Genomic DNA, 15,358 nt, shown 5'->3' on the forward strand with positions numbered 1-15,358 from the left:
CGGGCTTTAAAGTCCGGCTAGCAAACCTTACGCTAAGAAATTGAAGGCGGCCTTGGGTCGCCTTTTTCGTTGGAATACAAAAATAGAATCCAAGAAGGTAAGTGAACCATGTCACTTGAGAATGACCTGCGCAGCCGCGCTGAAGACAAATGTGAACTCTGTGGTGCAACCGAAAACCTAGGTGTTATTGCAGTTGGCCCAGATGGCGGCGAAAACGTCGACAAGTCCATCCTCGCCTGTTCTACCTGTTCCTCTCAGATTGAAGATGGCGCTGAGTTAAACCAGAACCATTGGCGTTGCCTGAATGACAGTGCATGGAGCACTGAGCCTGCTGTACAGGTAAGCGCATGGCGCTTGTTGAACCGCCTTAGCGGCGAAGCATGGGCACGCGACTTGCTGGATACTCTTTATCTTGATGAGGAAACACTGGCTTGGGCGCAGGCTGGTCTTGCAGCGGCAGATGACACCGACGTCATCATTCACAAAGACACTAACGGTACTGTGTTGAGTGGCGGCGATACAGTCACTCTCATCAAAGACCTCAAGGTCAAAGGCGCTGGCTTCACTGCCAAGCGCGGCACAGCAGTTCGCAACATCTCCTTGGTGGATGATAATGCTGAACATATTGAAGGCCGCGTGAACGATCAGCGGATTGTTATTCTGACTGAGTTCGTGAAAAAGTCTTAGAAACGACTAGCATAAGTAAAAATAATAGAGCGGCTCACAATGCCGCTTTATTTACACGGTGGAAACTGATTCTGCGCTGCCTTAAGCACTTCAACGCACCGACACCCCTTCCTTTTAGGTAGTAAAAAACACGTGTTACTACCGATTCCCTATGCTAGACACACTGATAATTTCAATTTTTAGTTGTAGGGAACAATAAGCGGTGCGAAATATTTTATTCTTTTTCACTCTACTAATTTTACTGTCAGGCTGTCAAAGCACTTGCGACGGCTCAAATGAGTGTTTTGACAAGCGTATTGCAACTTCCAAAAACACTATGGAAGTACGTTCCTATCAGGACGTGTTAGGCGGTACAACCGTCAAAGACTGGAGCCAGGGACATGGCACCCAGTTTGAATATTTGGGAAAAAATGGACGGGCTTACCTCGTCTATCCCGGAAATACTCATGTGCTTCCGGGCCACTGGGCAATTGTTCAAACTGGACGAGATGCGGAAGTCTGTTTCCGCTATCCAACCAACAGCTATAATCCAGTCACAAGTGAAAGTGGTGGACGTTGGAAATGCCGTAAAGCGCTTTCCTTTGTAAAACATCTTGAGGAAATAAGAAGTGGTGACCTTCTACGTCTAAAACGCACAAGTAAGCTTCCTAAAATTCTGCCGAAGAAAATTAATATTTCTATCAAAGCTGCCATGAAAGAAGTTGGCTACAAGGCAAAGCTCACACGAAATAAAGCATGCACGTGGAACCGCGAAAACTGCCGTCCATGAAGATTCTGATGGTGCTGTTTTGAGCATATACGATGCAGTTAACTCTGGTCTAAGACCTTAAAGTCGAAAACCAGAGTTAACTGCCAAGTGCGGCACTGCAATTTATCCTTACCTGTCCCAGCATAGCCACCGTATCCACAGCCGCTAAATTAGATCTCTTCATCCATTTGGTCTGGTAGCATATGCATGTGCAGATGGATTTGGTGTGGGGATACGCGCAGTAGGATCTGATTGTTTGACCATTGCCGCAAAGCTGCGCCTGCTTTTGATGTTTCTATCCTGTAGTGACGGCCGCCTCTTCTTGCGTACCAGTCGATGCGATCTGTGCCCAGCCATCTCCGCGTTTTGATGGGGTGTAGCATTGTCAAGGTTCCGGGATAATCTGCGAGCAAGAGACTGACCGCGCCGGCAACTCTCGTTTCCTTCATGATTTCATGGGTCTCGCAAATCTGTTGCTTTTTGACAGTGGCAACCCGCCGGCCCACATGGGCATATTCATTGAAGTACGCGAGCCTTTCATCCTGCGGAAGATAATCGTAAACAACGATGCCGTTTTCATCCAGGAATGAAAAATAGAAGGAGCTGTTTGTGTATTGGAGCGTAACTCGCTGTAGTTGCTTTCCTATCCACCGCTGGACTGTGTTCCCGCTGGCAGTCAAATATTCAGTGCTGCCTTTTTTTTGCAGAACAAGTCCCAAACCAATCAGATAATCATTGTCTAGAAACCGAGAGGCAATGCCGCCGCCCAACAACATGCCTGACGAGACGTGTTGACCTGAAAATCCATCCGCACCAGTTGTGATATCCATGCCTGCCCCTCGTAAACACAAGAATTTCATGTTTCAAACGTGGAACAATTCCTAGGCAAAAGCAGTCCTTCAAATGCCTCAGATGGATAGTCTCAGGTTACTTATTAGGGAGTGAATCTCAGGGGGAGAGCGACTTGCATCACTCCAGTTTATTTTAGTTCCTCGTCTTTCAGACTCACAAAGATCAGAGCAAGGAAAGCGATGATACTGATGTTGTAGGAGGTTTCTACCGCGCTGTTTCCCAGTGGAGATTGCCAGGCCAGAAACCATTCCCCTCCGAATACAACAAACCCTAGGAACCACAGCAGAATGGCCGTGCAATAGCCCAGAGACACCATGATCTTGGATCGGCTAAAGACTTTCGCTGACTTCCCAATATTTGCAAGCATCCGAAGACTGCCAATGATGAGCAGGAAGGCGATGAAGCCTTCTATAGCCAGTATAATGGACAGAAAGACCTGAGCACTCTCTAGCGGAAAGATTGCACGCGCTTGGGGGCTGGTTGGAAAGACATCCACCATTGAGATGACCGATTCCACATAGGCCAGGTTCGCCGGGGCGTCTTGAAAATTGTTGAGACTGGCCATTGCAGCAAAAGCGCCAAAAGCCAGAGAGATCAGAATTTTAATCAGTCGTAGAACCATGGATCTGTCCGTTGTTTTCCAACAGTAGATCAGATCCACTCTAACGGCTGGTTATGCTGTCTATTTGGCTCTTGCACTTTGCATTGGCTGTTTGTTAAGCAAGCTACAGAGCTAAGAGATATCCAAAATTTCAGGCCAGAGGGCAGCATTTTGCTTGCTGAAAGCTTTGAGGTGACCAACTTCTTTAAGCTCAAAATCTTTTGGATCGAGCACCTGCCGTGTGGACCGGGCCTCTTTGTAAAGCACCTCAAGGCGATCAACAGAAGCCTTTGGGGCGGTATCATCATCGGTAAACCCAATAATTTTCATAGGGCCTGTGAATGGCTTGGGATTCATCTGAGGGAGCACACTGCCGATATCGCTGGTGTAGAAGGTTGGTGAGGTGCACCATTTGCGCCATTGCCAATAGACGCCCGCTGGCATGTCCGCACCGAGACCTAAGGCTTTACCCGGTAGGTATCCTTTTATGCGGGTGAAAATTGGACCCAGTAAATACCAGAAGAGAATGACCGTGAGAAAGTATGGCATGTGATGATCGCGCCAGTAGACCTGTCCGCACGCGACTGTCGTGATTTGATCAACCTTATGCAGGTTTTTATGAAACGGGAACATGAACCCACCAAGGGAATGGCCTATGACATGAGTTTTAGGCGTATCTGCCAGCTCCAGAAGCGCCTCTAGTGCAGCTTGCTGGTCATGCACGCCCCAATCAACCATGGTTGCCGCAGACTGGCTTGGGTGGATTTTTTTGGAGGCTCCAAAGTCACGGTAATCGTAAGTCAAGCACAGGTGTCCCTGCTCCGCCACCCAGCGGGCGAACTTGCCGTAAAACGCCTGAGGCACGCCGGTTGCACCATGAATAATGACAGAGGATTTCGGTGGGTCTTTCGGCCAAAAAGCCTTCCCGACCAAAGTTGCGCCCTTGCTCGGAATTGTGAGCAATTCCACTCGCTGCTCGTTCATACCCATCGTTTCTTCCACTGCTGTCATTACCATTCGGATGCCATCCTCCAGATGACCGTATAGGATCAGATATTGACGTATAGGTAAAGGCGTCTGACAAAATAAAACCCTCTCTTTCGAGAAGGTCTCATCAAATCCTTATGGATTTTGTCGCGCTCCCAGCAAGTTGCCTCGCCAAGACCTACAGCAAGCTGCTGAATAAGGCCGTCCTACTTTCCTTATCCTGCTCCTACTTCTGCATTGCTGCTATTCGTCTTCCTCCGTCCCGAAGAAGCGCTGCAGGCAACACAATTGGCAAGCTCTTATCCTACCTCGTCCCCACGAGCAGAATACTCTGCATCTGTACCAGCAAGGATCGAATCGACCGAACTTGTCTTTGAAGCAAATTCAGAAACAACAACCGTTCCAAGGATAACCAAGAATACGCAAATGAATAAAGCCAAACCGAAAGTCATAGTCCCTCCACTCCAATGACACCTGAAGCGTAGAATCCGGCTTGATTTATGTCAATACAACTTTCGAATTTGACTAATGTAAAAAATACTAAGGGTCCGTTCTCGGTTTCTTGACTATTTCATTTTGCGGCGCACAAATCATCCAATCTCATACATAAATGACCGTGTATTTTTGCTGCAACGCAAGAAATCGCTCTCCAACCTAAAGACCGAAGGTCGAGATTCCTCTTCTGATGGATTCATCCCCATTTTATTATGTAAGACAGACGCAATCAAAATGTATGGACAGATATTGCACTCAGGTAGGCAATGCAAAATGCGCGTGAATACCACGCTGGAGATCAGTTTTTTTCTGCCCGACCTAGGTGTGAATGATGCAAACAGCGCTTTCTTGCGAACGCTGGTGCGTTGCAGATACTGGCATTAAGCGGGTGGAGCATTCTGGGGGATGGCGGGAACAGAGCTCCTGCTTCAAGCAGCTGAGGCATAAACAGTCGCTTACACTGCTCAAACGTTCTGCTGCAGATCTAGCCCCTTGCCGTTATCAAGGCGGATAGTTCATACGCGAAAGGGTGCCTTCCCCTCCCCGGAAAAGGCACCCTTTTCTAATGGCTCTTTGTTGGACGGTCTAACAAAGAGCCACTTATAAAAAATTTGCCGCAACGGGGGTTTGTTGCGGCAAATTTTCTGATCACTAATTGCTTTAACTCAGGCTATTACAAATATCGTCAAGCTTTACCTGCAATAGAGAGCTGGCATTTTATTGACCAAAGATAGGCAAGTTACCAGTCAGTTCAAACGCTGTGATAATGAAGACAATAATACCAAAGCCGAAGACCATTGCCTGGCGGGCGTTACCACCAGCAACCTGGAAGATGTTAGGATTCCGTTCACGACAGATACGAACCATGATGATTGGAGTCAGCAGGCTGAAGATCACCAGCACAACACCAGCATAACCGATTGCTGCGATGAACCCATGTGGGTACAGGATAGCAAGGATGATGGTTGGTACGAATGCGATAGCTACAGTTTGTACTTTACCAACAATGGTAGAAGTGTCGAACTTGAACAGATCAGAGATGTAATCATACAGGCTCAGAGACACACCCAGGAAGGATGTTGCAACAGCCATGTTGCCAAAGATCTGTAGGATTACAGAAATATTGGAACTGATACCGGACTCGCTAAGAGCACCGATGATGCTACCGATGTTACCGCCTTCTGCGATAAGCGCCGGGAATTGATCACGGGAGATATTTCCGAATACCGCGAACATCCACAGGAAGTAGAAGCCACCAGCAAGGAAGATTGCGATCAACAGCGCTTTGCTTGCGCGCTTTGCGTCCAGACCCAAGTAGTTGGTAACGGTTGGAACTGTAATCTGAAGACCAAAACTCGCCACCAAGAAGGAGATGGTGTAGAACGCATAAGGTGTGCGCTCGCCGAGTGAGATATCAGGGAACAAATTCCCGGTAGAAGAGTTACCAATCAGCGAACTCAGGCTAATCATGAATGTAATGATCATGCCGCCGATAAGAACGGTGTTCACACGGTCAACAGCTCTGGTACCCATCATTACGATAGATAAAAGCACGACCGCGAAGATCAAACTCGCCACTCCAGATGACATTTGAACGTCACCGAAGATTGAAAGCGAGTAGGTAATAATAGAACTACCGCCAGAGATGTATGCATAGGTGAGCACGTAGCAAAGGAACGCAACGGACAAACCATTGATCAGTCGACCAAAGTTGCCAATTGTACCTTTAGCAAGGCTGTCGTAGTTAGATCCTTCAGGGAAGTGAAGTGTCACCTCCATAATGTACATAGACGCACTGTGCATTATGTAGCCGACAACGACCATAAGGAGCAGACAAACGGTGAACCACACGCCACTGTTTGCCACTGGCAGTGAGAACATGCCCGCGCCAACTGCAGTGCCCGCTGCAATCACACTTGCCCCAAGGATCGTACCTTGGCTTTTTTTGGAATCCTTATTCTCGGATTTTCCAGGAGATTGTGCTTGTTCTGTTGCGATGGTCATCATGAGCCTCCCAACTCTGGTTATTTTAAATACCGTGACCAAAAGGGAATATATTTATCGTTGGATTTATATGTAATTGGCAACGAAAATATTACTTAGTACTTGCGGATACCCACCATTTTTTGATGAAATCAAGTACTTCAGAGTAAAAGAGGGCGCTGTGGCCCTCCTTCGCCATTAGATATTCTACTTATCTAACTTAGTTGGTAGCTTAAACTTCTGCAAAACGACCAGTGAAGAAGCGAAGTACCTTAGGTTCGAATACGAATTCAAGACCCTTGATGTTTTCGCGGTTCTTGAACAGTTCGATGATTGCGTCTGCTACGTAGTCCATGTGAGCGTATGTGTACACACGACGTGGGATAGTCAGGCGAACTGTTTCAAGCTTAGGTACGTGGTTTTTACCAGTCTTCACGTCACGGCCAGCGGAAACAATGCCACGTTCCATGGTGCGAACACCGGAGGTACGGTAGATTGCTGCTGCAAGTGCCTGTGCAGGAAGGTTCTGCTGATCAATGTGCGGCAAGAATGCACGAGCATCCAAGAAGATTGCATGACCACCGTATGGTTTAACCATTGGTACGCCAGCTGCTTCCAAACGTTCACCGAGGTAACGGATCTGGTTTACACGGTGTGAGATGTAATCGTATTCAACGGATTCAGTGATGCCGATAGCCATCGCTTCCATGTCACGACCAGCAAGACCACCGTAAGAAGGCATACCTTCGAACTGAACAACCATGCCTTTAGCTTCTGCGAACAACTCGTCGTCGTTCATGCAGAGGAAACCGCCGTTGTTTGTCAGGCAATCTTTTTTGCCGGACATAGTACAACCGTCGCCGTAGGAGAACATTTCAAGGAGGATTTCCTTGATTGACTTGTCTTCGAAGCCAGCTTCACGATCTTTGATGAAGAATGCATTTTCAACACAACGTGTTGCATCGTACATCACGTCAATGCCGTGCTTGTGGCAAAGTTCGCTTACAGCTTTGATGTTAGCCATGGAAACAGGCTGGCCACCAGCAAGGTTCACGGTTACAGCAAGACAGATGTAAGGGATCTTGTCGCCACCAACTTCGTCGATGAGCTTCTGCAATTTAGCCATGTCAACGTTACCTTTGAAAGGTACGTCAGCAAGGTCAGGCATGTGAGCTTCATCACAGATAACGTCAACGAATGTTGCGCCATTACGTTCCTGGTGGAAACGTGTTGTGGTGAAGTACATGTTACCAGGTACGAAATCGCCTGGTTTGATTGTCAGTGTGGACAGGATGTTTTCTGCGCCACGGCCCTGGTGAGTAGGGATCAGGTGTTTGAAGCCAAAGTGCTCACGAACAACTTCTTCAAGGTGGTAGAAGTTTTCGGAACCAGCATAAGCTTCGTCACCGATCATCATGCCAGCCCACTGCTTATCGGACATTGCTGATGTACCGGAATCGGTCAGCAAGTCGATGTAGCAGTCTTTAGACTTCAGCAGGAATGTGTTGTAGCCAGCTTCTTTAACAGCAGCTTCACGTGTAGCTTCTGGAATGAAGTACATTGGTTCAACAGATTTGATCTTGAACGGTTCAGGCATAAACTTAGTCATAAGAACGTCCTCTTGCTTGCATATTCGTTGTTGTGGTGGATGCATTTGGTGCATCCCAAATTCAGTAATGATGAGCGCGCATTTCGAAAGAAAAGTATTCATATTTCTTTCTGGTGGATATTTGGTCTCATCAACTTCACATATTATTGATACTCAAATATTTCATCGGTGCAATAAGTAACAATAACCATATGTGAATAAATCATCGTTTTTATATACAAATCACAAGCACATATACCTTTATGAAATACACATAGTACTGCTATCTACATGTGCATTACTCGAGCAAGCAAAGATATAATCTTTACTTACCCTTGGTGGTGCTGTGATCTGTATATGCCCCACAGCCAAGTAACAGACACAGCTCCGCCATCTATTTGCCCATGACAACTGTCGTGCCATGCAAACAAAAAAGAAGACAAACGCCTTACGACTGAAGCAATTCCGGCATAACTGCAGCGCAAACCGGAGATGTCGAGTGTATTGCCAATATCAATGCGCAGTTCTGCTGCAGCACATGACGTACTTTACCAGAATTCACGCTGAATATTTACTAGGTTGGGGGACTTTGCATGTGCTGGCCAGCTTCGGCGCTCCGCATCTGTGGCGGACTGTAAGAGGCTGAAAGCAGGATCACATGCGTCCACACGACAGGAGCGACTCCATCGCATGACGAGGAGTGGCTATACCAGGTGCAGATTGTTAGCCATGGAAACATCTTCGATGTGCCAAGGTAATTTATAGCTCTTCAATTTATTCAAATACACCTGAAAATAGCGCATTTTCAAACTCCCTGTGCAATTTCAGAGACCGAATTAATTGCACACAACGGAGTTTGTGGTTTTTGGCCGAAAAGTCAAAATGAAAAACTACTTAGGTGCACAGTCACAATGCCCTGTTGCATGCCGCCGCGCGATGTGCCGTACGGTCTTCTTCCGCAGAGGCACCAAGGGCTTCCACTGTTACCGGTGGTGTTTGCCCCGCTTTATCTGATTTTATTCCCCTGGGTATTGAGCGAAATATTCCACAATATTCTTATATATTAGTTGGTCCTGCCATTATTATAATATGAATTGGCATGAAACACTCTCGCGTGCAGGCAGTTTGGCGGGGTGAGACTTAGGCTCCGAATCGTCAAATATCACTGGCCTTCGATATGCTTTGCGGACCAATGGAGCTTGTATATAGGCCTGCCAGAACATACTGCATGCCGATGCCATGGTGCGTGGCGTGTAACTATTCCCCAATAACTGGGTCCAGTTTCCCGGGAGCTATATTGCGGGCTTAAGGCAACGGGTTCGTGAGGGGGAGCGCTTTGAACACCCCTCCTTTTGTCGTCATCCCGGTCACCGAGCCGGCGGACTCATGATCGAAAGGCCGTTCAGGGCTCTGATCTGGAACCCGACACCCTCCGCCTCACACCCATTCAGGCACAAGAATGACACACAGGGACCCAGCGAGGGGATGTTGATTGCGGTGAGTGTTTGTTGGGTAAGTTTTTCAGCTCGGGGGGATAAAGTGGCTAGGGTTTGAGCCTGGGGCTCTGGGTCCCGGGTCTTCGCCCGGGATGACACCGAGGGGGAGGCAACATCTGAGCTCCTCCGTGCTCATCGTGGGCTTAAGTGTGCAACGATCTGCGCTTTGTTAACGGCTCAGCTTCGTCGCAAAGCCGTATGGTGGGTTGGTATTGATTTCTCGGCAGCTAGTTTTATTAGGTATCGGACTTTTGGGCTGCTCAAATTGATTTTCTCGATGGTTCGGCATTGTGGGATTTGGGGCAGCTGCAGGTCTTCATAGGAACGCAGGAAAATGCAAAACCGTGCAAAGCAACGCAAACGCTCTTGAGCGGAGTTGTGCCCGTGTCCTTCTCGATATTCTGACGCTGTCTTCCACATGACGGTTGCAGGTGCGACTTGGTGCCCTGCCCTTTGCCAGAGGTGTGGCTCTGTTCTACCCTTTTGAAACTTCTAGTTAGTTTTAAAAGTTCGAGTCCCCAATAGTACTGATAAGCGCGCAATCTTTGGTTTACATGGCCGGCTTATACACCCCGTGCGGATAGGAGGACGAGGTTCTATTCCCATGGGTTCTTGGAGTTTGCTTCGTTGGTTTACATAGCAACGCAAAAGGGCCGCGACGGGGCATAAGATGGAGGCGTGTGCACGTTATACTCCGTCTGTTGCTCGGTATGCTGGTTCCCGGCTGCACTTCTGGTGGCAATGAGAACTTGCATCCTTTGATCCGTTAGGGCTGGGAACGGCTGGACGACAAAGGAAGGTCTGCGCGTTGTGTCGGCTGACCTACGCTTCACGGACTTCGCCGCCAGCGGCAATAAGATGTTGAAATACAATGCGTATGCGTTTGATCACGCGTGGGGGACCGCAATCCCGTTGTGGACATGTGGATCCATGGGCAGGATGTGACCACCAAGGAAGTGCCCTTGTTATTTGACGGTGGAGGGCAGCTGACAACCTCTTCCATGAATGAGGTTGAGGACGAGATCTGCACCAGACTTATCACCACCAACACCTAGGATAAGGGGCATTTTCTTGGCCACCTGTTTGCGTTGCTATGTAACGGGCGGTTTTGCCATTGGTTTGGCGGTTTATCCCCGCGTTGGCGTTGGGTTCTGCCCAGTTTCCTGAGGTTGCGATTACCGGGTTGGCCGTTGGGCGCAGCGGTTGTGTTCTTGGTTGGTGGCAGGTGAGGTTATGAACGTATGTTCATTTCCTAACTTGTCAGATTATTTTGACGGGTGCATTGTTATGAACATAAGCTCATATAAAGAGGTATTTGTTATGCCACGTCCTAGAAAACTTCGCATGATACAAGGCTCGACCAGCGGAGTTCGATTTTTCAAACCGCAAGGGGTTCCTTTGCGCAAGCTGAAAGCCGCTGTACTGACCGAAGATGGCATGGAAGCGTTGCGACTGGCCGATGCAGAAGGCCTGGAACATGCTGCTGCAGCTGACTTAATGGGAATATCCCGGCCTACGTTCTCTCGGCTCGTCGCGCATGCTCGTACGACTGTAGCGACTGCGCTTTGCGAGGGGATGGCGCTCAAAATTGAGGGCGGTGCTGTTGAGATGGCGGCTGCCTGTGCGCCTGAGGCCGAGCTAAGCGGCGAGGATTGCCAACGGATGCGGCGACGGCGCGGGTTTTGCGGGCGAGCCGGTGTCATCTCAGAGGATGTTGTAGTGCCGCCAGCGGAGTCTCGCGTGGATGAGGCGGGTTGAGGTCATTTAATTTAACTTATCTGATGCGGTGTGCGAGTTTATACCCTACCCGCACCGAAGTTCTCCGCCTTTCCGGCTTACTTCACACAGCGGAGACTTTAAGCATCGATAAAGAAAAACGCGGTTCCCAAGTCATTTTGGAAACCGCGTTTTTTGATGTTCAGGATGAAAGTGTTATCCCCGCAGGGTACCACCTGTAGCCTTTTGAACGGACGCAACAATCTTGTTTGAGACCGCCTCGATATCCTCATCGGTGAGGGTCTTTTTGGTTGGCTGCAGCGTCACATCAATCGCGAGGGAGCGCTGACCTTCCGGAACGCCCTGCCCTTCGTAGATATCGAAGAGATTCACGTTTGTGATCAAAGTCTTATCGGCGCCCTTCGCAGCGCGAAGCAGCTTATCAGCCGGGATAGAAGCATCAACAAGGAACGCAAAATCGCGTTTCACCGACATAAGATCCGCAGCATTCAAAGCACCTTTGGATTTAGTGGCCTTCTTTTTCGGAGTCGGCACCGCATCGATGAACACTTCGAACGCGACAAGCGGCCCTTCAATATCCAATGATTCCAAGGTCTTAGGATGGATTTCACCGAAGTAAGCCAGAGTGTTTTTCGGCCCCATCTTCAGCGCACCAGAGCGGCCTGGATGGTAGTAGGATGGCGCATCAGCGAAGACCATCAGCTTATCAACCGCAGCACCTATTGAGGACAGCACTGCACCAGCATCGGCTTTCGCGTCGAAAACGTCAACGTTTTCAGCGGACCCAGACCAATGACGGCCTGAGCCGGTTGGTTTTGCTGTGCCGCGACGAATGCCTGCGACGACCATCTTCTGGCCGTTTTCGCTATCGTTTTCAAATACTTGGCCGACTTCGAACAGTGCGACATCTGCGTAACCACGGTCTGCGTTGCGCTGGGATGCGGAGAGCAAGCCGGGCAGCAGGGATGGGCGCATGTCAGACATGTCTGATGAGATCGGATTTGCCAATGACAGCAATGGGTTACCACCGCCGAACAGTTCAGCCTGTGCTTTGGGGATGAAGGACCAGAGCACAGCTTCATCCATGCCGCGTGTTGCTAGTGCGCGGCGGGAATAAGAGCGGCGGGTTTGGCTAACAGTTAGCACCTTTTGGGAGATTGGCTCCATGCGAGGCAGGGTAGCAGTTGGCACTTTGTCGATGCCAACAATACGCATAACCTCTTCCACCAAATCAGCTTTTCCGTGTACGTCCGGACGCCAGCTAGGAGGAGAAACCTTCACCACACCGCTGTTTCCAGCAACCCAGAAACCAAGGAGGGTGAGGATAGCTTTGATCTCACCGCGGGAGACTTCCAAACCGGAAAGGCGCTTCACTTCACTGAATGGGAACTCAATTATGCGCTCTTCCTGCGGGACTTCTCCTAGTACATTGAGGTCAGACGCTTCACCGCCACCACACAGGTCCATAACCAATTTTGTAGCAACTTCAAGGCCTTCCACCATGTAGGCAGGGTCTACACCGCGCTCAAACCGGTAGCGAGCATCGGTAGATATTCCCAGTTTGCGGCCTGTGCGGGCAATGCGGTTTGGACACCACAGCGCGCTTTCGATCACAACATTGGTTGTGTTTTCGTCACAACCTGTTGATTCTCCACCCATAATTCCGCCGAGGGATTCCAGACCGTTGTCGTCTGCAATCACAACTACGTTTTCATCCACGGCATAAGTTTTGCCGTCGAGGCCAACAAGTTCTTCACCAGCTTTACCGTGACGAATGGTGAGATTGCCCGAAACCTTATCTGCATCAAAGACATGCAGTGGACGGCTCTGGTCCATCGTCATGTAATTGGTGATGTCCACGAGGGCATTAATCGGGCGCAGACCGATAGCAATCAGGCGCTTTTGCATCCATTTAGGCGACGGGCCGTTTTTGATGCCGCGGACCACACGGTAGCCAAATGCAGGGCAATGTTCCGGGCTATCCCCTAGATCCATAAGGACTTTTGGGTCATTTGCGTCGCTATGTGCGTTGATTTGCGTTTTTTGCGGGGTTTTTAGCGTTCCTAAGCCAGACGCTGCCAAATCACGCGCAATACCATAAACACCAGCGCAATCCGGGCGATTTGGTGTCAGGCCAATCTCGATAACCGGGTCATTCATACCCGCGTAATCCACATAGCGCATGCCAACCGGAGCATCTTCCGGCAGGTCGATAACGCCGTCGTGCTCGTCAGACAGTTCCAGCTCGCGCTCGGAGGCCATCATGCCGAAGCTTTCCACATCGCGGATTTTGCCAACAGCGAGTGTCACGTCCAGACCGGGGACATAATCGCCCGGCTTGGCGAATACGCCGACCAGACCGGTGCGGGCATTTGGTGCACCGCACACAACCTGCATCGGTTCGCCTTCGCCGGTGTCAACTTTCAACACGCGGAGGCGATCGGCATTGGGATGCTGAACAGCTTCCAGCACGCGGGCGATTTTGAATGTGCCAAGACGGTCAGCCGGATTGGTGACCTCTTCCACTTCCAGCCCGATCAGCGTCAGGCGCTCAACAATTGCATCAAGGCTTGCATCGGTCTCAAGATGGTCCTTGAGCCAGGAAAGAGTGAATTTCATGTGTCTGCTCTTTTGTTAGGACCAAGATTACTTGGAAAGGCCTGCCATTAAGGATGGAACGTCCAGTGGGCGGAAGCCGTAATGCTTCAGCCAGCGCACATCTGCATCAAAGAAGGCGCGCAGGTCGTTCATGCCGTACTTAAGCATTGCGAGGCGGTCGATGCCGATGCCCCACGCAAAGCCCTGATACACATCCGGGTCCAGACCACAGTTGCGCAGAACATTTGAATGAACCATGCCGCAACCGAGAATTTCCATCCAGTCGTCGCCGGTGCCGATTTTCACCTCGGAACCGGAGCGATCACACTTCACGTCCACTTCCATGGAAGGTTCGGTGAACGGGAAGAAGCTTGGGCGGAAGCGCAGCTCCACATTGTCCACTTCAAAGAAAGCTTTGAGGAACTCTTCCAGTGTGCCCTTCAGGTGGCCGATATGCGTGGTCTTGTCGATCACGAGGCCTTCCATCTGGTGGAACATTGGTGTGTGGGTCTGATCGCTATCACAGCGGTATGTGCGGCCCGGAATGATAATGCGCAGCGGTGGTTCCTGATTGCGCATGGTGCGGATCTGAACCGGAGAGGTGTGCGTGCGCAGCAACATACGTTCGCCGTCTTCTCTTTCATTAAAGAAGAAGGTGTCATGCATTTCGCGGGCCGGGTGGCCTTCCGGAAAGTTGAGAGCGGTGAAGTTCAGCTCATCAGTCTCGATATCCGGGCCTTCAGCAACGGAGAAGCCCATGTCCGCAAAGATCGCGGTCAGCTCTTCAGTTACCTGAGTGATTGGGTGGATACGGCCTTCTTCTGCCGGGGTGTTGCGCAGCGGCTGGCTCACATCAACGGTTTCAGAGGCGAGACGGGCGTTAAGAGCATCGATCTTGAGCAGCTCTTTGCGGGCAGCTATTGCTTCGCCAAGGCGGTTTTTCAAGCCGTTGAGTGCAGGACCCATTTCCTTGCGCTCTTCCGAGCTCATTTTACCAAGCGTTTTCATTTTTTCAGAAACGCTACCCTTTTTGCCAAGGGCGGCAACACGCACGTCTTCCAGTGCGGCTTCAGAGTCAGCACCGGCAATCGCGGTGTTAATCTCGGCTTCGAGTGTTTCGAGGTCGGACATAATCCCTCAAGGGTTTGCATGTGCCAACAGCCGAACGCAACGTGAGTCACGGCTGGGCAGATAAAATTCGTGGAGGTCTTTTAACGAATGCAGCCAGCGCAATAAAGGGCTAGACGTGATTTCTGAGCGATTGTTTTCCAACTATTGCGATGAAAACACTCAGAATGCCCTATTTTAGCTATTCGCTGGTGATCACTGAGGAAAATTTGCAGCTCATGCTACGCAGTTCCCCGTTGCTTAAACGCGTTAAGCCAAGCCCATAAATCGCCCACACGCCGGACCATCATGGGTGCGAGCGGTGAATGGTGCTGCAATGTATGTGCCGAGCGGCATGGGGAATCCTTTGAGGATTGGTTGTGGTGTGGGGATGGTATCAGAGAGGGAGTGGCGGGGGAAGGAGATATCAATTACGCTGGCGCGGCTTCAAGTTTTTGTTCAGCAGCCTTTGGTGCAAT

The 15,358-nt window shown here is 49.9% G+C and carries 11 protein-coding genes; 4 read left to right on the plus strand and 7 right to left on the minus strand.

What is annotated here, in order from left to right:
* The first annotated feature begins 108 nt into the window (after window positions 1–108).
* Together BLS62_RS16160 and BLS62_RS16165 are read left to right on the plus strand one after the other, a co-directional pair.
* Complete coding sequence (locus BLS62_RS16160; RefSeq protein WP_093182693.1) at window positions 109–687, plus strand: PhnA domain-containing protein; 579 nt, start codon at window positions 109–111, stop codon at window positions 685–687.
* A 202-nt stretch (window positions 688–889) separates the two neighbouring features.
* Entirely contained in the window at window positions 890–1,456 is a 567-nt protein-coding gene (locus BLS62_RS16165; protein WP_143521573.1) for a hypothetical protein, read from the plus strand.
* A 149-nt stretch (window positions 1,457–1,605) separates the two neighbouring features.
* Here the strand turns inward: BLS62_RS16165 and BLS62_RS16170 are convergent, their stop codons facing one another.
* The 5 genes from BLS62_RS16170 to BLS62_RS16195 form a co-directional block, all read right to left on the minus strand.
* Window positions 1,606–2,265, minus strand: coding sequence for a hypothetical protein (locus BLS62_RS16170; protein ID WP_093182697.1), 660 nt, complete (start codon window positions 2,263–2,265; stop codon window positions 1,606–1,608).
* 149 nt (window positions 2,266–2,414) lie between these two features.
* Entirely contained in the window at window positions 2,415–2,909 is a 495-nt protein-coding gene (locus tag BLS62_RS16175; RefSeq protein WP_093182699.1) for a DUF2165 domain-containing protein, read from the minus strand.
* Between the two features lie 111 nt (window positions 2,910–3,020).
* Window positions 3,021–3,905 (minus strand): alpha/beta hydrolase family protein, encoded by an 885-nt coding sequence (locus tag BLS62_RS16180; protein WP_093182701.1) that lies wholly within the window; start codon window positions 3,903–3,905, stop codon window positions 3,021–3,023.
* A 1,182-nt stretch (window positions 3,906–5,087) separates the two neighbouring features.
* A complete protein-coding gene (locus tag BLS62_RS16190; RefSeq protein ID WP_093182706.1) occupies window positions 5,088–6,374 on the minus strand; it encodes an amino acid permease in 1,287 nt (428 codons plus the stop codon).
* Window positions 6,375–6,585: 211 nt separating this feature from the next.
* Window positions 6,586–7,962, minus strand: a complete 1,377-nt coding sequence (locus BLS62_RS16195; RefSeq protein WP_093182708.1) for a tyrosine phenol-lyase — start codon at window positions 7,960–7,962, stop codon at window positions 6,586–6,588.
* Window positions 7,963–10,330: 2,368 nt separating this feature from the next.
* Between BLS62_RS16195 and BLS62_RS31735 the strand changes: the two genes are divergently transcribed.
* Both BLS62_RS31735 and BLS62_RS16205 read left to right on the plus strand, forming a co-directional pair.
* Window positions 10,331–10,492: a hypothetical protein gene (locus BLS62_RS31735; protein WP_208990901.1), complete on the plus strand. Its 162-nt coding sequence runs from the start codon at window positions 10,331–10,333 to the stop codon at window positions 10,490–10,492.
* A 265-nt stretch (window positions 10,493–10,757) separates the two neighbouring features.
* Window positions 10,758–11,195: a DUF134 domain-containing protein gene (locus BLS62_RS16205; protein WP_093182710.1), complete on the plus strand. Its 438-nt coding sequence runs from the start codon at window positions 10,758–10,760 to the stop codon at window positions 11,193–11,195.
* 174 nt (window positions 11,196–11,369) lie between these two features.
* Here BLS62_RS16205 and pheT read toward each other — a convergent pair whose 3' ends face one another.
* Both pheT and pheS read right to left on the minus strand, forming a co-directional pair.
* Window positions 11,370–13,793, minus strand: a complete 2,424-nt coding sequence (pheT, locus tag BLS62_RS16210) for a phenylalanine--tRNA ligase subunit beta (protein WP_093182712.1) — start codon at window positions 13,791–13,793, stop codon at window positions 11,370–11,372.
* A 27-nt stretch (window positions 13,794–13,820) separates the two neighbouring features.
* A complete protein-coding gene (gene pheS / locus BLS62_RS16215) occupies window positions 13,821–14,903 on the minus strand; it encodes a phenylalanine--tRNA ligase subunit alpha (protein ID WP_093182714.1) in 1,083 nt (360 codons plus the stop codon).
* Window positions 14,904–15,358 lie beyond the last annotated feature (455 nt).

Source organism: Pseudovibrio sp. Tun.PSC04-5.I4, from assembly GCF_900104145.1.
Taxonomy (GTDB): domain Bacteria; phylum Pseudomonadota; class Alphaproteobacteria; order Rhizobiales; family Stappiaceae; genus Pseudovibrio.